The sequence below is a fragment of the Gordonia rhizosphera NBRC 16068 genome (genome assembly GCF_000298195.1).
GTDB classification, from domain to species: domain Bacteria; phylum Actinomycetota; class Actinomycetes; order Mycobacteriales; family Mycobacteriaceae; genus Gordonia; species Gordonia rhizosphera.
The window spans coordinates 20982-41619 of sequence record NZ_BAHC01000062.1 but is presented as its reverse complement, the minus strand read 5'-3'; the positions used below and the strand labels follow the sequence as shown (position 1 = coordinate 41619).

Genomic DNA, 20638 nt, shown 5'->3' with positions numbered 1-20638 from the left:
GTGGGCACTGAGACTGGAGCCCATGCTGAGCAGGGGGACGGTGTCATCGGTGGCCCTCGTGGCGATCGTCGCGCAACTCGTCGTTCGAGGGTGGCTGGCCGCCACCGGGAACTTCTACTGGGACGATCTCGTGTTGATCGGGCGGGCATCGGACTACCCGGTGCTCAGCTGGGATTACCTCGGTCACAGCCACGACGGGCACTTCATGCCGGCGGCTTTCCTGGTCGCCGGGGTGTCGACGGTGATCGCGCCGGTCAACTGGGTCGTCCCCGCACTGACGCTTGTCGTGTTGCAGGCCATCGCCTCACTGTCGGTGTGGCGGATGATCCGGGTGCTCGCCGGGCCGTCGGCGGGCGTCGGGGCCCTCGCCGCCCTTGTCTTCTACCTCTTCACCCCGATGACGGTGCCCGCCTTCGCCTGGTGGTCGGCCGCACTCAACTCGCTCCCCATGCAGGCGGCGATGGCCTGGATCGTCGCCGACGCGGTGATCCTGGTCCGCGAGCGCGGCAGCCACCCGCGCGCCCGGGCCATCGTCATCCGGTCGACGGTGGTGTTCGTCGTCGCGCTGGCCTTCTTCGAGAAGTCGCTGTTCATCCTCCCGGTCGCCTTCGTCGCCGCGGTGCTCGCCGCGCGCTTCGGCCCGGCGGCGCCGACGCCCATCGGTTCGACGGGCGGCGACGAGCAGGAGCCCCGGTTGACCGACACCACGCTGACCCGGACGTTCACCGCGGCCCGCACCCTGTGGGCGGCGCTCGGCATCATCTTCGTGCTGTGGACTCTCGTCTTCTTCACCGTCTCCGACGCGACCGCCGGTGAACACTCCGTGTCGCAGACACTCGCCCTGGTCTGGCGGTCGATCAACAACGCGGTGGTCCCGTCGCTGGTCGGTGGTCCGTGGGAATGGGATCGCTGGGTCCCCAGCCCACCGATGGGTTTCCCACCGACCTGGATGATCGTGGCCGGATGGGGAGTGCTCGCCGCGCTGGTGTGGTGGGCGGTGGCGACCCGGCGCGGCGCGGTGGCCGTGGTGGTCAGCGCGGCGGTCTACGTCGTCGTCGCGCAGCTCCCGGTCATGTGGAACCGCTCAAGCGCCAACACGGCACTCGAACTCGCGCAGACGATGCGCTACCTGCCCGACTCGGCGCTGGTCATCACCGTCGCGATCGCGCTGATCGTGGGGTCGCCGGCGACCGCTCGAGCTCACCGTGCCGCGGGCGGCAGCCACGCCGGCACCGCCGACCGGGGTCGACTCGGGCCGGTGGTATTGGCCCTCGCCGCGGCGTTGGCGGTCACGTCGGCGTTGATCTCGCTCACGTCGTTCTCGCGGTCCTGGCGCGACGACCCGACCGCCGACTATCTCGCCAACGCGAAGCGGTCGCTCGCCGCCCATCGGGACCAGCCGATGTTCGATCAGTCGTTGCCGCTCGAGGTGCTCCTTCCGGTCGCCTACCCGAACAACCAGATCAGCCGGACCTTCGGTCGAGTGCGCGACCGGCCGGAATTCGTCGGCGTCACCGACCGCCTCGACGTGCTCGACTCCACCGGCCGGCTCGTGCCCGGCTCGGTCACCCGGGCTCGCACGATCCCGGCCGGGCGGGGCACCTGCGCCCAGCCCGAGATCACCGGTCCGGCCCGGCTATCCCTCGACGGCCCGCTGATTCAGTGGCGATGGACAGTCGCCATGGGCTATTGCGCAGACCGCGACGGTGTGGTGACGATGGCGCTCGACGGCGGGCAGGCCGTCCGGGTGCCGGTGCGCAGCGGGCTGAACGTCGTCTACGTGCAGCTCGAGGGTCACGGCAGCGAACTCGCGCTCACCCCGGTCACGCCGGGGCTGTCGCTGCACACGGGGGAGGCCCGGGTGGGTGAGGTGGCCGAAGCCCGGTTGGTGGGGTGAGTCGGGGCGCAGTGCGTCAGTCGGCGGTGAGGGGGGTTGCGAACACGCCGACCTTGCCCGGGGCGATGCCCTCGGCGACCACGAGCGCGCGGAGCGCCGCGGCCGTCGCGGGTTCGGCGGCCACGTAGGTGACATCGCGGTCACCGGCCGCGGCCACCTGCTTTGTGAGCTGCTCGGTCAGTAGGGCGGTGCCGGGCCATGCCGGGTCGAACCGTCCCGCCGTCACATGCTCGGCGTAGCCGGGCGCGAAGGACACGATCAGGTTGCCCTCCGGGCCGACGCCGTCGAACAGGTAGTCGCCCTGGCGAACCACATAGCTGCTCGGGAATCCGACGACCTGATCGTTGTAGCGCGCGGCGTCGCCCTTCTTGGCACCGGTGCGCTCCATGGTGATCGGTAGTTCGCTCGACTGTTCCTGACTGTCGAGGTAGGAGGCCAGATCCGCCTCGGTGGTGTCGATGAACGGCAGGTACTCGATCGCGGTGTTGGGCCTGACCACGCGGGTACCGGCCGGAAGCCGGGTCGCCGCGCAGGTGGTCTGGGTCCGGCCCCCGAACGGGGCGCTGACCACGCGGGTGCAGGTCCCGCCGACGGCGCCCGGCGCCGCATCATCGACGGTGAACGTCGTCGTCAAACCGTAGTTGACGTGCCCGGTCACGCCCCGCATGTCCTCCGCGACCTCGGCGTCCAGCGTGCCGGTGGCCGTGATGAGGAACGGACACGACGCGGGGGTGCAGGCACCGACCCCGCGGGCGGTGACGGCGTCGGACGCGAGGGGCACCGCAGGGGCGGGCACACTCGTCAGATCGGGGAGCAGGGACCGTTCGTCGGTGAACATCGCGGTGAGGTCGTCGGCGCCGAGCAGCGTCACGTCGGCGTCGATGTCGACCTGTGTGCCCGACGAGGCGAACTCGCCCTCGATGTGGGTGACCTGCTTGGTCTGCGGGTCGAACGTCGTCGCCAACGTGCCGACACGGATCGTGTCGTCGTCGATCGCGGTGATCTCGGGATCGCTCGTCGGCCAGAACCTCGCGTCGGGCAGACCCTGATTCGGTGCCGGGAGTTCCGGTCCCGCACTCGGCGCCCGGATGCGTTCGGCGTTGCCGATCCGCCCCGCGAGGAGAGCCGGGGACAGCAGGTAGCCCAGGTCGGGCAGCCCCGAGTAGCGCAGGTTGGTCCATCTGTTCTCGGTGACCTTCAGGTCGAGCTGTCGGAGAATCGGGGCCCCGTCGAACAGATCGGTCCACAGTTGGGCCGGGCCCTTGAGGTAGCGGTAATTGCCGATCTGCCGGTACTGCGCCGTACTCGTGTCGTAGGTGATGTCGCCCTCCGCGTTCTTGGTGGACGCGACCGTGAGGTCGGTGAACTCCACCTTCCGCGGCGGGCCGCCGGCACCGGTCGTGGTGAGCGTTCCCGAATACCGCGCGCCGGGGCTGCCGCCGAGTTCGAACGCCACGGCGTCGAGTTCCTGCTGGGCCCGGAATGCGGAGGTGGGGCCGGCGGAGCCGTCGGTGGCGAAGGGGATGAGTGAGACGACGAGCGCGGCGACCAGGACAACCACCGAAAGTACGAACACGAGCGTCGCAACGACGATGGACCTGCGTTGCATGACATCCCCTCGGCCGGCCGGGAGACCCGCGGTGGTGCGAACCCCGGATTCGAGTATGTGGATTCGGGCACATACTAGCCCCCGCGCCACAGGGGCGGTCCACCCCGGAGGGCGGTCCGGGCGCGCTCGCCCATGCCGGGACCTGTCGTGACCCGGTAGTAGCCTGAACCCTGATGACAAGCTCCACCAGCGCGCCGGCCCATTCCTCCCCACGACCTTCCCGTGCGCCCGCAGACGCCGGCACACACGCCGACGAGCGGGTCGCGCGACTCCTCGAGGGACTCAACCCGCAGCAGCGGGCGGCAGTGCTGCATGCCGGTTCGCCGTTGCTCATCGTCGCCGGGGCGGGATCGGGCAAGACCGCTGTCCTGACGCGGCGGATCGCCTACCTGCTCGCGGCGCGGGGCACGACGCCCGGACAGATCCTCGCGATCACGTTCACCAACAAGGCGGCCTCCGAGATGCGCGAGCGGGTCATCGACCTCGTCGGTCCGCGCGCCGCCTACATGTGGGTGTCGACGTTCCACTCGACCTGTGTGCGCATCCTGCGGGCCCAGTCGGCGTTGCTGGAGTCGATGAACTCGAACTTCTCGATCTACGACTCCGATGACTCGAAGCGTCTGCTGGGCATGATCGTGCGCGACATGGAGCTCGACCCGAAGAAATTCAGTCCGCGCGGTGTCGCGGTGCAGATCTCCAATCTGAAGAACGAGCTGATCGACCCCGAGCGAGCCCTCGCCACCGCCGCCGACGGTGAACCGTCCGTGCTCGTCGTCGCGCAGATCTACGCCGAGTACCAGCGGCGGTTGCGGGCGGCGAACGCGTTCGACTTCGACGACCTCATCGGCGAGACCGTCGCACTGCTTCAAAATCATCCCGACATCGCCGAGTACTACCGGCGTCGGTTCCGCCACGTCATGGTCGACGAGTATCAGGACACCAACCACGCGCAGTACATGTTCATCCGCGAGCTCGTCGGCGATGTCGCCGACGACGAGGCCGCGGTGCCGCCGTCGGAACTGTGCGTCGTCGGCGACGCCGATCAATCGATCTACGCGTTCCGCGGGGCGACGATCCGCAACATCGAGGAGTTCGAACGCGACTTCCCGAACGCGGAGACGATCCTGCTCGAGCAGAATTACCGCTCCACGCAGACGATCCTGTCGGCCGCCAACGCGGTCATCGCCCGCAACGAGAAACGCCGCGAGAAGCGACTGTGGACCGATTCCGGGGATGGCGAACTCATCGTCGGGTACGTGGCCGACTCCGACCGCGACGAGTCGGTGTTCATCGCCAAGGAGATCGAGGAGCTCACCGACTACTCGATCGGGGGATCTTCGAGCCAGACCTACTCCGACATCGCGGTGTTCTACCGCACCAACACCGGGTCGCGTGCCCTCGAGGAGGTGTTCGTCCGCCACGGCATCCCGTACAAGGTGGTCGGTGGGACGAAGTTCTACGAGCGCAAGGAGGTGCGCGACATCGTCGCCTACCTGCGGGTGGTGGCCAACCCCGACGATTCTGTGAGCCTGCGGCGCATCCTCAACACGCCGCGCCGCGGGATCGGCGACCGCGCCGAGGCGTGCGTGGCGGTGCACGCGGAGAACCGCGGGATCGGCTTCTATCAGGCGCTCCTCGACGCGGCCGAGGGCAAGGTGGCGCTGCTGAACACGCGTGCGGTCAAACAGATCGGCGGATTCGTCGAGCTCATCGAGGGACTGCGCAACGACTTCCTGGCGACCTTCGGGGCCGTCGGCGACGCGGGCGAGGATGTGGCGGTCATCGACGCCGGCGAGGAGGGTGCCGACATCGGGGAGCTCGTCGACGCGATCGTCGAACGCACCGGGTACCGCGCCGAACTGGAGGGATCGCGCGACCCACAGGACGGAGCCCGGCTCGACAACATCAACGAACTCGTGGCGGTGGCCCGGGAGTTCAGCGCCGATGCCGCCGGGGCGGCCGCAGACGAGATCGAGGACCTCGACGACCCGGACGCCGTCGGTGACGACGAGGGTCTGCCCGAACCGGGTTCGCTGGCCGCATTCCTGGAGAAGGTGTCACTGGTCGCCGACGCCGATCAGGTTCCCGACGAAGGCGACGGCGTGGTCACGCTGATGACCCTGCACACGGCGAAGGGCCTTGAGTTCCCTGTCGTGTTCGTCACCGGCTGGGAGGACGGACATTTCCCGCACCTGCGGGCGCTGGGCGACCCTGCCGAACTCAGTGAGGAACGCCGGCTGGCCTATGTCGGGATCACCCGCGCCAAACAACGCCTCTACCTGACCCGCTCGATCACCCGAGCATCCTGGGGTCAACCGGTCTCGAACCCGGAATCCCGTTTCCTACAAGAGATTCCGCAGCACCTCATGGACTGGCGGCGGACCGAACCGCGGCGCTCACCGAGTCGCCACCTCGGCTCGGGCGGTGGCGTGTTCGGGCGCGGAGACTCCGGCTTCGGCGGTGATCGCCGGGGTCGGTCGGCCTACTCGTCCGACCCCGCCCGGGGTCGCAACAAGCAGGTCGACTACCAGGTCGGGGACCGCATCAACCACCCGAAGTACGGCATGGGCAAGGCGGTGGCCAAGGAGGGTAGCGGTGTGACCGAGCGGATCGTCTTCGACTTCGGCGGCAACGTCGGCCGGGTGACCCTGCTGACCGCAGGGGGCCTCCCGGGGGAGAAGCTGTAGCCCATCGTCGAGCGCGGGCCTCAAGACTGCCGAGAGAACCCAGAATTCCACCGAGGGAACCCTCCGGTGCCGCCCTTGAAAACCGGCTAGCCCGTGTAGCCCGACAAGCGCACGCCGTGCGCGGCGAGCCAGGGCGCGGGATCGATCTTCGTCGTCCCGCCCTTCCACACCTCGAAATGCAGGTGCGGTCCGGTGGAGAAGCCCTGGTTGCCCACGAGTGCGATGACGTCGCCGGCGGTGACGTGCTGGCCCTTCTGCACGAGGACGCCCGACGAGGCCATGTGGCCGTACATCGTCACGGTGCCGTCGTCGGCGCGGATCTGTACCCAGTTGCCGTAACCGGAGGCCGGGCCGGCCTCGATGACGACGCCATCGGTGGCGGCGTGGATCGGGGTGCCGAGCGGAGCAGCCATGTCGATGCCGCCGTGGAAGCTGCCCCAGCGCATCGCGAACGTCGACGTGAACTGGTACTGGCCCACCGGGATGGGCGACGTGAAGAGCGGGCGACGCAGCAGGTTCTCGCGGGCGGCCTCGGCGGCTGCCAGGTCCTTGCCGACCGCGAGCTGGTCGGTGAAGGTGCTCATGTCCTTCGCAGGCGAACCGGCGACGACGCCGGGGCCCAGGTCCGGCGTGGCCGCCGGTGTGTCGATGTTGGCGGCGTTCGTGGGAGTCGGCGCATTGTCGGTCGCCCCGACCTGGGCGACCGCGGCGACTGCCGCTCCGGCGGCCATCGCGATCAGGGCCGCGCGGCCACCCTTGAGGGCGGTGGGCGGCGCGCTGATGCGGTGCTTGCCGCGGCTGCGGGCTCCGGCGGTGCCCGGGCGGGTGCGGAACGGCTTGTCGGCCGTGTCTGCGGGCGCGTCGTCCGCCTCGTCGAGGGTGTGTACGGCGTCGTCGGCGGTGCTGTCGAGGACGAAGTCCTCGTCGAACTCGAAGTCGTCGAACTCGCTCTCGGGCAGGACGATGTCCTGGGTGATCTCCGAGCGGGTCGGGCGATAGTAGCGATCCCAGGTGGTCGAATCCCACGCGATCTGGTCGTCGGCGCTCGAGTCGATCGGGATGATCGTCGTCACTTCCATCGCGGAGTGGTCGTCGTCGAAACGGGCAGAACGTCGCCCGGTGGCCGTGACCGAGGCGGTCGTGTCACCACGTCCCGTCAAGTCCCCCACCTCATCCCTTGTGCTCAATTGGACTACCGCGACTGCCGTGTCCGTAATACTTCTGTGACCTGCTGATAGCCGACGGTAACGAAATGATTGCGGCAAGTCCAACGATCTGACCCGAAAACCTGGCCTTTTGTGAGTTCGATCACAGAAGCGTGTACGGTAGGTCGTTGTCGCGGATCGAAAATCCACTATGTCGAAGCATTCGGCGGCGCGGGTCCGCGTCGTCGACGACCCATCACACCATGTCCCGATCGGCTGCTGCCGGGCGGGTCGAAGGGTTCGGCGACGCCACCCGAGCGAGTGATCTGTCGCACAAGCGGAGGGTGCGCTGACCAAGTGTTTTCGTGGCAGGTTTAGAGTCCGATATGGCCCGCGTTACACACCCTGCGGTGATCATCCCTCCGCGCGGGCAAACCTACGAGATGGTGAGCTGAATGGATCTCTTCGAATACCAGGCGAAGGAACTGTTCGCCAAGCATGGGGTTCCCACCACACCCGGGCGTGTGACCGACGATGCCGCCGATGCGCGGGCGATTGCCGAGGAAATCGGCAAACCCGTGATGATCAAGGCTCAGGTCAAGACCGGTGGACGTGGCAAGGCCGGCGGCGTGAAGTACGCCGCCACCCCTGATGACGCACAGTCGCACGCCGAGAACATCTTGGGCCTCGACATCAAGGGGCACATCGTCAAGAAGTTGCTGGTCGCCGAGGCCAGCGATATCGCCGAGGAGTACTACATCTCCTTCCTCCTCGATCGCGCCAACCGGACCTACCTGGCAATGTGCTCGGTGGAGGGTGGCATGGAGATCGAAGAGGTCGCCGCCACCAAGCCCGAGCGCCTCGCCAAGGTTCCGGTCGACGCGGTGAAGGGTGTCGATCTCGCGACCGCGCGCTCGATCGCCGAGCAGGGTCACCTGCCCGCCGAGGTGCTCGACGCCGCTGCGGTCACCATCGCCAAGCTGTGGGAGGTCTTCGTCGCCGAGGATGCGCTCCTCGTCGAGGTCAACCCGCTGGTGCGCACACCGGACGATCAGATCCTGGCTCTCGACGGCAAGGTGTCGCTCGATGCGAACGCCGACTTCCGTCAGCCGGGCCACGAGGAGTTCGAGGACCGCGACGCCACCGATCCGCTCGAGCTCAAGGCCAAGGAGCACGACCTCAACTACGTCAAGCTCGACGGTCAGGTCGGCATCATCGGCAATGGCGCCGGCCTGGTCATGTCGACCCTCGACGTCGTCGCCTACGCGGGCGAGAGCCATGACGGGGTCAAGCCGGCCAACTTCCTCGACATCGGCGGCGGCGCCTCGGCCGAGGTGATGGCCGCGGGTCTCGACGTCATCCTCAACGACGAGCAGGTCAAGTCGGTGTTCGTCAACGTGTTCGGCGGCATCACCTCCTGCGACGCGGTGGCCAACGGCATCGTCGGAGCGCTGGAGAAGCTGGGCGACGAGGCCAACAAGCCGCTGGTCGTCCGTCTCGACGGCAACAAGGTCGACGTGGGCCGCAAGATTCTGGCCGATGCGAATCACCCGCTGGTGACGCTCGCCGAGACCATGGACTCCGGCGCCGACAAGGCTGCCGAATTGGCGAGCAAGTAAGGGAGCCAGAGCAATGTCGATCTTTCTGAACAAGGACAACAAGGTCATCGTCCAGGGCATCACCGGCGGTGAGGGCACCAAGCACACCGCACTGATGCTCAAGGCCGGTACCAACATCGTCGGTGGCGTCAACGCCCGCAAGGCCGGCACCACGGTCACCCACGAGGGTGGCGTCGAACTGCCGGTGTTCGGCACGGTGGCCGAGGCCATCAAGGAGACCGGCGCCGACGTGTCGATCGCATTTGTCCCGCCGAAGTTCGCCAAGGACGCGATCATCGAGGCCATCGACGCCGAGATCGGTTTGCTGGTGGTCATCACCGAGGGAATCCCGGTGCAGGACACCGCCTATGCGTGGGCCTACAACCAGTCCAAGGGCGAGAAGACCCGCATCATCGGACCGAACTGCCCCGGCATCATCACGCCGGGCGAGGCGCTGGCCGGCATCACCCCCGCCAACATCTCCGGCAGCGGCCCGATCGGTCTGGTGTCGAAGTCGGGCACCCTGACCTACCAGATGATGTACGAACTGCGCGATCTCGGCTTCTCGACCGCGATCGGCATCGGTGGCGACCCGGTCATCGGCACCACCCACATCGACGCCATCGAGGCGTTCGAGAAGGACCCCGACACCAAGCTGATCGTGATGATCGGTGAGATCGGTGGTGACGCCGAGGAGCGTGCGGCCGACTACATCAAGGCCAACGTCTCCAAGCCGGTCGTCGGCTACGTCGCGGGATTCACTGCGCCGGAAGGCAAGACGATGGGTCACGCAGGCGCGATCGTGTCCGGCAGCTCGGGCACCGCGCAGGCCAAGAAGGAAGCGCTCGAAGCCGCCGGCGTGAAGGTCGGCAAGACGCCGAGCGAGACCGCCAAACTGGCCCGGGAGCTGTACAACAGCCTCTGATCGGGTTTCGATCCCTTCAGGCATGGCAGCCCGTCGCGACCTCGTGTCGCGGCGGGCTGCTGCGCTCTTTGGTAGCGACCATCACGGTGTCGGCGGATACGTGTGCCCGGAACCGACGCGAGACCTCAACGGAGAACTAGTATTCAACCGTGGACGATGACAGTGGCGTCGCTGCGCCGCGGAGTGGGGAAACGACCCCGGGTCCGCGGAGCGCAGAGATGATCCCGGAGCAGCGGAGTGGGGAGATGGTTCCTTCGCCTGGTGACGGTGACGCGCCGCTGCTCAGCGGTGACGTGTTCGGCGGTCCGGTGCCGCGCGAGGTGGCGCTGGCCGTCGGGGCCGCCGCGCTGGTGGGCAAAGCAGCCGTCGTAGGCGGTCAGCTGGCACGGGCGGGGGCGAGGCGCGTGATGCGACTGCCCATCGTCGGCCCGCTCGCCCGGGCTGGTGCCGATCGGCTCTCCGCGGAAGGGGAGCGGCTGTTGACCGACGTCGGGCCGGTGGCTGTCGAGAGCGCCTTTGACCTGATCTCCCGCGTCGTCACCGAGATCGTGGGCCACCTCGACATCACCTCCGTGGTGCGTGACGACGTGGACCTCGATGCCATAGCCGCCGATCTCGACATCGACGCCATCCTGGCCCGCGTCGATCTGAACGCGATCATCCGTGAGCGGGTGGACATCAACGCGGTGATCCGCGACAGCGTGAACCTCGACGAGATCGCCAAAGGGATCGACATCGGTGCCATCGTCGAGCGGGTCGACGTCGACGCGATCCTCGCCCGGGTGGATCTGATCGCGATCGCCAACGACGTGATCGACGGGGTGGACCTCACCGAGATCATCCGCGAGGCGAGCACATCGGTGACCGCGGACGTGATGACCGACGTCCGCTCGAGCGGCGAACGCGCCGACGACGCCGTCGCCCACCTCGTCAGTCGTGTCCTGCACCGTCGCTCCGAGGAGAAGCCCGGTGACACGCATGACTGACGGTCGCCCGGACGCCGATCACCACCTCATCCACGACAGCGAGAAGACCGCCGGCATCGTCAGCCGAGGGATCGGGGCTGTGGTCGACCTGGTCACGGTCTGGCTGATGCTCGGTGCCGGCTACGTCGGCCTGGCGTTGGCACAGATGGTCATCAGGGGAGCCGACCTGAACATCCCGAAACCCGGCCTCGTGTTCACCACGGCCGCCTTCGTCCTCGTGTCCATCGCATACAACACGGCGTGCTGGGCGATCTCCGGGCGCACCGCGGGGTGTGTCGTGATGGGGTTACGAGTCAAGGGCCGAAAGCGTGAGCGGATGCGACCGGCGGTGGCCCTGATCCGGGCGGTGCTCTACACCTTCTTCGCCATCGGGTTGTTCTGGGTCGCCCTCGACCTGCGTCGGCGATCCATCCAGGACATCCTGCTCGGGACCCGCGTGGTGTACTCGCGCTGACTCGCTGCCGTGGTGCCGGGGGCCGGTCAGGGTTTCTCGCACACCGCTTTCAGCGTGGTCAGGCCCTTCTCGAAGTCCTTGCCGATGAACCTGTCCATCAGACCGAGCGGCCCTGCGATGCGGCTCAACAGCGAATGCGGACCGGTCATCGTCCAGGTCACGGTGGTGGCGTCGCCCCGGGGTTCGAGCGTGAGGACGCTGGTGCTCGAGGACTTCATCGGCTTCTCGAACGTCACGTTCACCGCGACCCTTTCGGGCTCGGAGACCTCGGCGACCTCCATCGTGCCCTTACCGGCCTTGCGGTTTCCCGACCACGCATATTTCGCGCCGACACCGCGCTCGGCGCCCGTGTACTCCCGCTGGAGATCGGGATCGAGGTCCTCCCAGGGAGACCACTGCCGCCACTCATGGAGATCGACGAGGAGCGGGAAGATCCGTTCCGGTGCCGCCCCGATGGTCTGGGTCCGTTGCACGGTGTAACCGGCCATGTCGACCTACTTTCTCCCGGTGTTGGTATGAAGTATGACCGCTGCACGGTGATTCGCGGTATCGACCAGCGGGTGCCACGCACGGTTTACGGTGGAGTGCGTGGCTGATCCTGAGTACCGCACGGCGCGTCAGTGGATCGACGACCTGGTCGACGAGGGCAGTTGGGAGTCCTGGGACACCGATCCCGACCGGGCCGGACTCGACCCCGACTACGCCGCCGAATTGGCACGGGCAACCGAACGGACCGGTGCCGACGAATCGGTGATCACCGGTGCCGGCATGGTCGGCGGCATCCGGGTTGCGCTGGTGGTCAGCGACTTCCGGTTCCTGGCCGGATCGATCGGGCGTGATGCCGGTGTCCGTGTCGTCGGCGCATTGCAGCGGGCGACCTCGGAGCGGCTGGCGGTGGTGGCGCTGCCGTCGTCGGGCGGGACCCGCATGCAGGAGGGCACACCCGCGTTCCTGCAGATGACCGCGATCGCCGCGGCGGTCAATCGGCACAAGGCGTCCGGACTTCCGTATCTGGTCTACCTCCGTCATCCCACCACCGGAGGGGTGTTCGCGTCGTGGGGGTCGCAGGGGCATATCACCTGGGCGCAACCCGGTGCGCTGGTGGGTTTCCTCGGCCCGCGGGTCGTCGAGGCGCTCACCGGTGATGCGATGCCCGACGGAGTGCAGACGTCGGAGAATCTACATCGTCAAGGGCTGGTCGACGCCGTGGTCGCGTCGGCGGAACTCGCCGCGATCATCGCAAAGACGCTGTCGCTCTTGCATGTCCGGCCCGATACCGGATCGACCCTGTGGACGCCGGGTGGTCGGGCCGCGGAAAGCGCACCGACGGCTTGGGACGCGGTGACGGCCACCCGGGCGCCGGGCCGGGTCGGTCTGCGTGAACTACTGGACCGGGTCGAGACGGTGACGATCTCCGACGACGGGCCGGTCTGGTTGGGATTCGCCCGATTCGGTCGGCACCCTGTGGTGGTGGTCGGCCACGACCGGGTCGTACAGGAGTCGGGCCGGCTGATCGGGCCGGCCGATCTGCGTCGGTGTCGTCGAGGGATCGCGCTGGCGGCCGGGCTGCGGCTACCGCTGGTCACCGTCATCGACACCCCGGGCGCCGAGCTGTCGGCGGCCGCCGAATCCGGCGGTATCGCCGGTGAGATCTCCTGCTGCACAGCCGAACTCCTCGAATCCGCGACAAGGACGGTGTCGGTGCTGCTCGGGCAGGGCGGCGGCGGTGCCGCGCTCGCGTTGTTCCCGGCCGACCGCGTCGTCGCCGCATCGGATGCCTGGCTGTCACCGCTGCCGCCCGAAGGTGCCAGCGTGATCGTGTATCGCGACACCGACCACGCGGCTCAGATGGCCGGTCGGCAGGGGATTCTCGCCCGCGAGCTCGCCGACCGGGGCGCGGTGGACGTCGTGGTCGATCTCGCGCGGGACGGTCTCGACGGGCTCGCCGCCTGCATCGTCGAACAGCTCGACGCCGAGGTGTCGGGCGATCACCGCGCGCGGGTGCTGGGACCGCGATGACCCGCCGCATCCGGGCGGTGGGGGCGATTATCCGTGACAAACAGGGGCGGTTCTTGCTGGTGCAGCGGCGCAACGAACCGCAGGCCGGGCGCTGGACGGTGCCCGGCGGCAAGGTCGAGCCCGGAGAAACCCTGGCCGAGGCCGTGATTCGCGAGGTCTGGGAGGAGACCGGGCTCGTCGTCGAGGTCGGGGAGCGAGCCTGGGTCGTCGACATCCCGACCGGGCACGGCGACGTGTTCGAGGTCCACGACTACTACGCCTCGGTGCGCTCGGGTCGGCTCGCGGCGGGCACCGATGCCGCCGATGCCCGCTGGTACGCCGCGGCCGACTTGTCCGACGTCGACACCACGACCGGTCTCGTCGGACACCTGCGGCGGGCCGGTCTGCTGCCGTAGCCGGAAGTGGTTGAATCCTGCCCGTGGTCGCGAGAGGGTGAAGAGATGGTCGCCGAATTGCTCCCGCTCAATCCCGATGAACTCCTCACCACCACCCGCTCGGTGCGCAAGCGTCTCGACCTCGATCGTCCGGTGCCGCTCGACGTCATCCACGAATGCCTCGACATCGCGCTGCAGGCACCGTCGGGGAGCAACACCCAGAGCTGGCACTGGATCGTGCTGACCGATGCCGACCTCAAACAGAAGGTCGCCGACCACTACGCGCGCTCGTACAATGACTACGCGGCGTCGCGTCCGAAGACCGACGACGCGACGATGGGGCGCATCCGGTCGAGTTCGCAATACCTCGCCGACGTCATGGGCCAGGTTCCGGTTCTCGTGCTCGGTGCGATCGATACCGGCAGTGACCTGCCGCCCGGCAATCAGGCGAGCATGTGGGGGTCGCTGCTGCCCGCGGCGTGGAGCTTCTCGCTGGCGCTGCGGGCACGTGGGCTGGGGTCGGCGTGGACGACGCTGCACCTCGTCTACGAGCGTGAGGTCGCGCAGATCCTCGGCATCCCGTCGACCGTCCATCAGGGGGTCCTGCTGCCGGTCGCCTACACCAAGGGCACCGATTTCCGCCCGGCACCGCGCCGGCCGCTCGACGACGTGCTGCACCTCAACGGGTGGTGATCGGCTCGGCGCTCCGCGTGGCGCCGGTGCGGCTGTAGAGTGCGAACTCATCATGTCCACGCAGTCCACTCCGTCCTCCGAGCCGGTCGCCCGCACGCGACGCGGGCAGGCGAAGGCGGCCCGGCGCGCCGAACTGTTGGAGGCCGCTGCGCGGCTGATGGCCGATCGTGGCTTCGCGGGTGTGACGCTCGAGGACATCGGCGGGGCGGTCGGGGTGAGCGGCCCGGCCATGTACCGGCACTTCTCGTCGAAGATCGACCTGCTCGATCAGATGCTCGTCGACATCAGCCAGCGGTTGCACGACGGTGGTGCCGAGGTGGTCGGTCGCGCGGAGTCGCCCGAGCAGACGCTGCGCGACCTCATCGGCTTCCACATCGACGTCCTGGTCACCAAACCCGATCTGATCGCGGTGCAGGATCGCGACCTGTCGTCGATGACCCCGGACGCCAACCATCAGGTGCGGTCGCTGCAGCGGCGCTACGTCGAGCAGTGGGTGGACGTGTTGTTGGCGGTGCATTCCGAGTCGGGCACCGCGGAGATGACGCGGGAGGAGGCCAGGGTTCGCGTCCACGCGACCTTTGGTCTGCTCAACTCGTCGCATCGGTTGCCGCCGTATCCGCGGGCCGCGCTTCGAGAGCTGTTGACCTCGATGGCCTGGTCGGCCTTGCTGGCGCGGCGATCCTGAACACTCGGATTCTCGGTGCGGTGGTGGTCTCGATACGCGTCGGGCTCGCTTCGCTCGCTCGTCGCACTCGACCAGCGGTGGGGGTGTCCCTTCCGCTGGTCGAGTAGTCGCGAACGGAGTGAGTGGCGTATCCGCCGGATCGAGCTTGTCGAGACCGAGGTCCCTTGCGCTCAGATACCGAGTGTGGCGCGCCGGCGGGCGACCTCCTCCCGGTATCGGGCGACGTTACGCATCTTGATGCTCTCGTAGCCACGAACCATGTCGGGCAGATCGGCGAGATCGACGGCGGCGGGAAGTTGGTCCGCCCCGATCCGTCCGCTCGCCAGCCCACCCAGGATGGCGTCGACGATCTCCCGGTACTCGACGATCAGAGCGCGCTCGGTCCGCCGGACCTCGCTGCGGCCGAACGGGTCCAGCTTCGTTCCGCGCAGTCGCTTCATCTTGGCCAGGCCGGCCAGCGGGCGGTCGGCCCACGCGCCGAGCGACATCTTCTCCTTCATGCCCATCTCGCGCAGTGTCGGCGGGTGCAGCCGCACCGCGACCTGCGCGTCGTCGCCGAATTGTTCGGCGATCGTGGCGGCGAAGTCGGGGTCCGCGGTGAGTCGCGCGACCTCGTACTCGTCCTTGTAGGCCATCAACTTGTACAGGTTGCGTGCCACCGCGTCGGTCAGCGCGTTCCCGTTCTCGCTGCCGTGCACCTGGGCGACCAGGTCGAGATAATCACGCGCATAACGCTCGTCGGCGTAGGCGATCAATTCGTCGTAGCGGATCGCGACCGTGCGCGACAGCTCGTCGCCGAATCCCAGCCGTGCCACCTCCGCCAGCGCGTGCTCACTCGGGGTGAGTTCAGACGATGATGCACCGTGCATCGACGCCAGGGCCTCCGACACCGCATCCGGATCGACGACAACCTGCCGCCCCCGACGGAACGCCTGGATGTTGGCCTCGACCGCGACGCCGTTGAGCTCGATGGCCCGTTCGATGGCATCCGCCGAGATGGCGAGCGCGCCGGCCTGATACGCGGCCCCGACCATGACCATGTTGGCGTACTGCTCGTCGCCGAACAGGCCCGTCGACAGCGCACCGGGATCGAGATACACTGCCCGGTTCACCTTCGCGTCGATCGCGGAGTGGACCTGGGCGTCGGCGGGGAAACCGACTGTGGTGTCGATGACCATTGCGCCCGTGGGGATCTGCGTCGTCGAGACGACGGCCACGGTCTTCTCCGGCGCGGCGACCTTGAGGTTGACCGGATCGGTGCCGACCAACGGATCGCACGCCAGATAGAGATCGCATTCGTCGGGAGCGACCTTGGCGGCCTGTTCGACGACTGTCGGGGAGACCTTCACATCGCTCACGACGGCGCCGCCCTTCTGGGCGAGCCCGGTCATGTCGACTGTGCGGGCCGCGTGGCCGTCGAGCACCGCGGCAGTGGCGAGCACCTGCGACACCGTGACCACGCCGGTACCGCCGATACCGGTGACGCGCATCGAGAACGTGTCCCGCAGCGTCGGCATCATCGGAGCGGGAAGCACGGTGGCGTCGATGTCTTCGGCGCGGGCACGGTCACGTCGTGTCCCGGGGGTGACTTTGACGAACGACGGGCAGTCTCCCTTGAGGCAGGAGAAGTCCAGGTTGCAGGAACTCTGGTCGATACGCGTCTTGCGTCCGAACTCGGTCTCGACCGGGTGCACCGACAGGCAGTTGGACTTCTCGCCGCAATCGCCGCAGCCCTCACAGATGCGCTCGTTGATCATCACCCGCTGGTTCGGCGTGTCCAGGGTGCCCCGCTTGCGCTTGCGGCGCTTCTCCGCGGCGCAGTACTGGTCGTGTACGAGCACGGTGACCCCGGGTACCGCGGCGAGTTCGGTTTGCACGTCGAGCGTCTCGTCGCGATGGCGGACCTCGACCTCCTTCCGGAGCCCGAGCGCACTGGTGCGCTTGGGATCGTCGGAGGTGACCACGACCCGCGCCACCCGTTCGTCGAGAAGCAGTGACGTCAGACGCGGCAGATCCATGGCGCCCACCGGATCCTGTCCGCCGGTCATCGCGACGGTGCCGTTGTAGAGCAGCTTGTAGGTGATGTTCTCGCCCGATGCCACCGCGGCGCGCAGTGCCAGCGAAGCCGAGTGCATGAACGTGCCGTCGCCGACGTTCTGCACGAAGTGGTTCTGGGTCACGAACGGGGCCATGCCGAGCCACTGTGCCCCCTCGCCACCCATCTGGGTGACCCCGGTGACGTCGCCGACCTGCTTCGGGTCCATCAGCAGCACCATGACGTGACAACCGATGCCGGCTCCGACCAACGTGTCATCGGAGACCTTGGTCGAGCTGTTGTGCGGGCAGCCCGAGCAGAAATAGGGGCTGCGCACGGCGAGCGGCAGGTCGATGCGGGTCGGCCGGGCGGCCTTGCGGTCGAGCCAGTCCCGGGCCGCGTCGATGTCATGGTGTCGGGCGAGACGGTTGGCGAGGCCGCGGGTCACCGCGTCGACGTCGAGTTCGCCGAACCGGGAGAACAGCGTCGAACCGTCCTCGTTGACCTTGCCGACAATGCGCGGGGCCCGCGGATGCCGGAAGAGGATGTCGCGCATCATCGTCTCGATGAAGTCGCGCTTCTCCTCGACGATGATCACCTCGTCGAGGTCGCCGGTGGCCGTGTCGAACATGAAGCGGTTCAGGATGTCCCGCTCGATCGGATAGACCATCCCGAGCTTGAGGATGCGGATGCCGAGACGGTTCAGATCTGCATCGGTGATACCGATGAGCCGCAACGACTCTCGAAGATCGAGATAGGTCTTTCCGGCGGCCACGATACCGATGCGGTCGTCGGAGCTCGACACGACGATCCGGTTGAGGCCGTTCAGGCGGGCGTACTCCAGTGCGCGGGGTATCCGGGTGGTCTGCTGATTCTGTTCGAGCTCCTTCAGATTCGCGCCCAGGAGGTTGCCGCTCGGAACGTGCGGGCTGCGGCCCAGATCGCCGTAGACCGGCATGATCCGTGTCGGATCGACCTCGGCGGTCGATGCACCGTCGGCGACGTGCGCGGAGATCTTCAGCGACGTCCACAGGCCACTCACCCGGCTCATGACCGCAGCGTGCACACCGAGGTCCAGGATGTCCTGCGAATCAGCGGGATACAGGATCGGCATGTAGAAGTCGGCGAGCGCCATCTCCGATGCGCAGGGCAGCGTCGAGCTTTTCGCGCCCGGGTCGTCACCGACGATGGCGACGGCTCCGCCCGACGGGTGGGTGCCGATCATGTTCGCGTGCCGCAGCGCATCGGCGGCCCGGTCCAGACCGGGAGCCTTGCCGTACCAATATCCGACGACGCCGTCGCGTGCGTTGCCGTCGGGGTCGGGTGCGAGGTCGGTCAGCTGTCCGGCGATCTGCGAGCCCATCACCGAGGTGGCGGCGAGCTCCTCGTTGAGGCCCGGGCGATGCACGATGTCGAGAGGTTCGAGGTAGTTCTTGCGGCGTGCGATCTCGAGGTCGTAGCCGGCCAGCGGGGAGCCCTCGTAGCCGGAGATGAAGGAGGCGGTGCGCAGATTCTGGCGCCGGTCGATGCGAGCGCGGTCCCGGACCATCCGGACGAGGGCCTGGATGCCGGTGAGATAAATGGTGCCCGACTCGCGTGTGTAGCGGTCGTCGAGGGAGAACGAGGCCCCGGTGAACGGGGTGGTCTCCGGCTCGGAATAGGTGCCGAGTCTGTGGGCGCGGTCGTCTGCGAGGGTCATGGGGTTACCTGGCCTTCTGTTCATATTTCGGTCCCCGACAGCCATGGGTGGTGGTGTCGCGGGCATCTGTTGTGACGGGCCCAGGGGTGGCGGGCCTCTCTCCACAGTACGGAATTCCGTGATCCACGTCACCTTGGCTGACAGAATGTGAAGGCAGGTGACAAGTGCCCCCGTTCTGTCGTACGATGCATTCAGTTAATAACCACTAACTGAAAGGTTGATGGTGACCAGCACCTTCAGTGCAGAAGCATCCGCCGGGCCCTCGGACACCGGCTCCCGCGAGGCTCACCTGTCCGGCGTCGCATTGCTGCGGGACCGGCTGCGGGAGGCCCGCCAGGGAGGCGGGGAGAAGGCCCGTGAACGACACATCTCGCGGGGCAAACTGCTCCCGCGCGACCGGGTCGACCGACTCCTCGACGTGGGTTCGCCGTTCCTCGAGGTCGCGCCGCTCGCCGCGCACGGAATGTACGACGGGCGGGTGCCCTCGGCGGGCGTCGTCGCCGGCGTGGGTCGGGTCGCCGGTCGCGAATGCATGATCGTCGCCAACGATGCGACCGTGTCCGGTGGCACCTACTACCCGGTGACGGTCAAGAAGCATCTCCGCGCCCAGGAGATCGCCGCGGCCAACCGGCTGCCGTGCATCTACCTCGTCGATTCCGGCGGCGCGATGCTGTTGCAGCAGGACGAGGTGTTCCCCGACCGCGAGCACTTCGGCCGGATCTTCTTCAACCAGGCGACGATGAGCGCGGCCGGTATCCCGCAGATCGCGGCGGTGCTGGGGTCGTCGACTGCAGGCGGTGCCTACGTGCCCGCGATGAGCGACGAGACGGTCATCGTGCGTAATCAGGGCACCATCTTCCTGGCCGGCCCGCCGCTGGTGAAGGCGGCCACCGGCGAGGACGTGACGGCCGAGGAACTCGGCGGCGGAGCGATGCACTCGTCGGTCTCCGGGGTCACCGACCACCTCGTCGACAACGACGAGCAGGCGCTGGCCAAGGTCCGTGAGATCGTGGCGACGCTCGGCCCCCGTGAACGGCCACAGTGGGAGACCGTTGGCGCGCGCGACCCGCTGCGCGCGCAGACCGACATCTACGACGTCGTGCCGACGGACTCGCGCATTCCCTACGATGCACGCGAGATCATCGAGATCATCAGCGACGCCGGTGAATACACCGAGTTCAAGGCGAACTACGGTACCACCCTGGTGACTGCGTTCGCGCGCATCCACGGCCATCCCGTGGGAATCATCGCCAACAACGGCGTGCTGTTCAGCGAATCCGCTCTCAAGGGAGCGCATTTCATCGAACTCTGCGACCAGCGCCGCATTCCGCTGATCTTCTTGCAGAACATCACCGGCTTCATGGTCGGCCGCGCCTACGAAGAGGGCGGCATCGCCAAGAACGGCGCGAAGATGGTCAACGCGGTCGCGACCGCGCGGGTACCCAAGTTCACGGTCATGGTCGGCGGCTCCTTCGGCGCCGGCAACTACTCCATGTGCGGGCGGGCCTACTCGCCGCGGTTCTTGTGGATGTGGCCCAACGCTCGGATCTCGGTGATGGGCGGTCCGCAGGCCGCCGACACGCTGGCCACGGTGCGCCGCAACCAGATCGAGCGATCCGGCAAGGACTGGACGGCCGAGGCCGAAGAAGAGTTCAAGGCCCCGATCCGCCAACAATTCGAGACGCAGTCCGACGCCTACTATTCGACGGCACGACTCTGGGACGACGGGATCATCGATCCGGCCCAGACCCGGACCGTGCTCGGATTGGCCTTGGAGACATGTCGATACGCGCCGCTCGCCGATCCCGGCTACGGCGTCTTCAGGATGTGAC

At 67.7% G+C, this 20638-nt stretch carries 15 protein-coding genes; 11 read left to right on the top strand and 4 right to left on the bottom strand.

The window, feature by feature from the left end:
• The first annotated feature begins 22 nt into the window (after nt 1-22).
• Nucleotides 23-1897 (top strand): hypothetical protein, encoded by a 1875-nt coding sequence (locus GORHZ_RS06905; RefSeq protein WP_006331486.1) that lies wholly within the window; start codon nt 23-25, stop codon nt 1895-1897.
• Between the two features lie 16 nt (nt 1898-1913).
• On the opposite strand, the gene GORHZ_RS06900 is transcribed toward GORHZ_RS06905, so the two are convergent.
• Nucleotides 1914-3506: a hypothetical protein gene (locus GORHZ_RS06900; protein ID WP_040530510.1), complete on the bottom strand. Its 1593-nt coding sequence runs from the start codon at nt 3504-3506 to the stop codon at nt 1914-1916.
• Nucleotides 3507-3679: 173 nt separating this feature from the next.
• Here GORHZ_RS06900 and GORHZ_RS06895 point away from each other — a divergent pair, with 173 nt between their 5' ends.
• Nucleotides 3680-6193: a UvrD-helicase domain-containing protein gene (locus GORHZ_RS06895; RefSeq protein WP_006331484.1), complete on the top strand. Its 2514-nt coding sequence runs from the start codon at nt 3680-3682 to the stop codon at nt 6191-6193.
• A gap of 86 nt (nt 6194-6279) precedes the next feature.
• Here GORHZ_RS06895 and GORHZ_RS06890 read toward each other — a convergent pair whose 3' ends face one another.
• Complete coding sequence (locus GORHZ_RS06890; protein ID WP_040530509.1) at nt 6280-7362, bottom strand: M23 family metallopeptidase; 1083 nt, start codon at nt 7360-7362, stop codon at nt 6280-6282.
• A 431-nt stretch (nt 7363-7793) separates the two neighbouring features.
• Between GORHZ_RS06890 and sucC the strand changes: the two genes are divergently transcribed.
• From sucC to GORHZ_RS06870, 4 genes are all read left to right on the top strand, one after another.
• Nucleotides 7794-8957: an ADP-forming succinate--CoA ligase subunit beta gene (gene sucC, locus GORHZ_RS06885; RefSeq protein WP_006331482.1), complete on the top strand. Its 1164-nt coding sequence runs from the start codon at nt 7794-7796 to the stop codon at nt 8955-8957.
• A gap of 13 nt (nt 8958-8970) precedes the next feature.
• Nucleotides 8971-9861 carry a succinate--CoA ligase subunit alpha gene (sucD, locus tag GORHZ_RS06880; protein WP_006331481.1) on the top strand — a complete coding sequence of 297 codons (891 nt, stop codon included), beginning with the start codon at nt 8971-8973 and terminating at the stop codon, nt 9859-9861.
• 245 nt (nt 9862-10106) lie between these two features.
• The gene (locus GORHZ_RS06875) at nt 10107-10847 is read left to right on the top strand and encodes a hypothetical protein (RefSeq protein ID WP_006331480.1); all 741 of its coding nucleotides are present in this window, start codon (nt 10107-10109) and stop codon (nt 10845-10847) included.
• On the top strand, nt 10840-11301 hold the full coding sequence (locus tag GORHZ_RS06870; protein ID WP_040530504.1) for an RDD family protein: 462 nt from the start codon (nt 10840-10842) through the stop codon (nt 11299-11301). Before GORHZ_RS06875 ends, GORHZ_RS06870 begins: the two co-directional genes overlap by 8 nt.
• A gap of 26 nt (nt 11302-11327) precedes the next feature.
• Here GORHZ_RS06870 and GORHZ_RS06865 read toward each other — a convergent pair whose 3' ends face one another.
• On the bottom strand, nt 11328-11789 hold the full coding sequence (locus GORHZ_RS06865; protein ID WP_006331478.1) for an SRPBCC family protein: 462 nt from the start codon (nt 11787-11789) through the stop codon (nt 11328-11330).
• Between the two features lie 100 nt (nt 11790-11889).
• Between GORHZ_RS06865 and GORHZ_RS06860 the strand changes: the two genes are divergently transcribed.
• From GORHZ_RS06860 to GORHZ_RS06845, 4 genes are read left to right on the top strand one after another with little or no spacing between them, the layout of a single operon-like run.
• On the top strand, nt 11890-13320 hold the full coding sequence (locus GORHZ_RS06860) for a carboxyl transferase domain-containing protein (RefSeq protein WP_006331477.1): 1431 nt from the start codon (nt 11890-11892) through the stop codon (nt 13318-13320).
• The gene (locus GORHZ_RS06855; RefSeq protein ID WP_006331476.1) at nt 13317-13715 is read left to right on the top strand and encodes an NUDIX domain-containing protein; all 399 of its coding nucleotides are present in this window, start codon (nt 13317-13319) and stop codon (nt 13713-13715) included. Before GORHZ_RS06860 ends, GORHZ_RS06855 begins: the two co-directional genes overlap by 4 nt.
• Nucleotides 13716-13760: 45 nt before the next feature.
• Nucleotides 13761-14387: a nitroreductase family protein gene (locus GORHZ_RS06850; RefSeq protein ID WP_006331475.1), complete on the top strand. Its 627-nt coding sequence runs from the start codon at nt 13761-13763 to the stop codon at nt 14385-14387.
• A gap of 52 nt (nt 14388-14439) precedes the next feature.
• Complete coding sequence (locus GORHZ_RS06845) at nt 14440-15072, top strand: TetR/AcrR family transcriptional regulator (protein WP_006331474.1); 633 nt, start codon at nt 14440-14442, stop codon at nt 15070-15072.
• Between the two features lie 170 nt (nt 15073-15242).
• Here GORHZ_RS06845 and GORHZ_RS06840 read toward each other — a convergent pair whose 3' ends face one another.
• Nucleotides 15243-18806, bottom strand: coding sequence for an indolepyruvate ferredoxin oxidoreductase family protein (locus GORHZ_RS06840; RefSeq protein WP_006331473.1), 3564 nt, complete (start codon nt 18804-18806; stop codon nt 15243-15245).
• A gap of 220 nt (nt 18807-19026) precedes the next feature.
• Between GORHZ_RS06840 and GORHZ_RS06835 the strand changes: the two genes are divergently transcribed.
• The gene (locus GORHZ_RS06835; RefSeq protein ID WP_006331472.1) at nt 19027-20637 is read left to right on the top strand and encodes a carboxyl transferase domain-containing protein; all 1611 of its coding nucleotides are present in this window, start codon (nt 19027-19029) and stop codon (nt 20635-20637) included.
• Nucleotide 20638 lies beyond the last annotated feature (1 nt).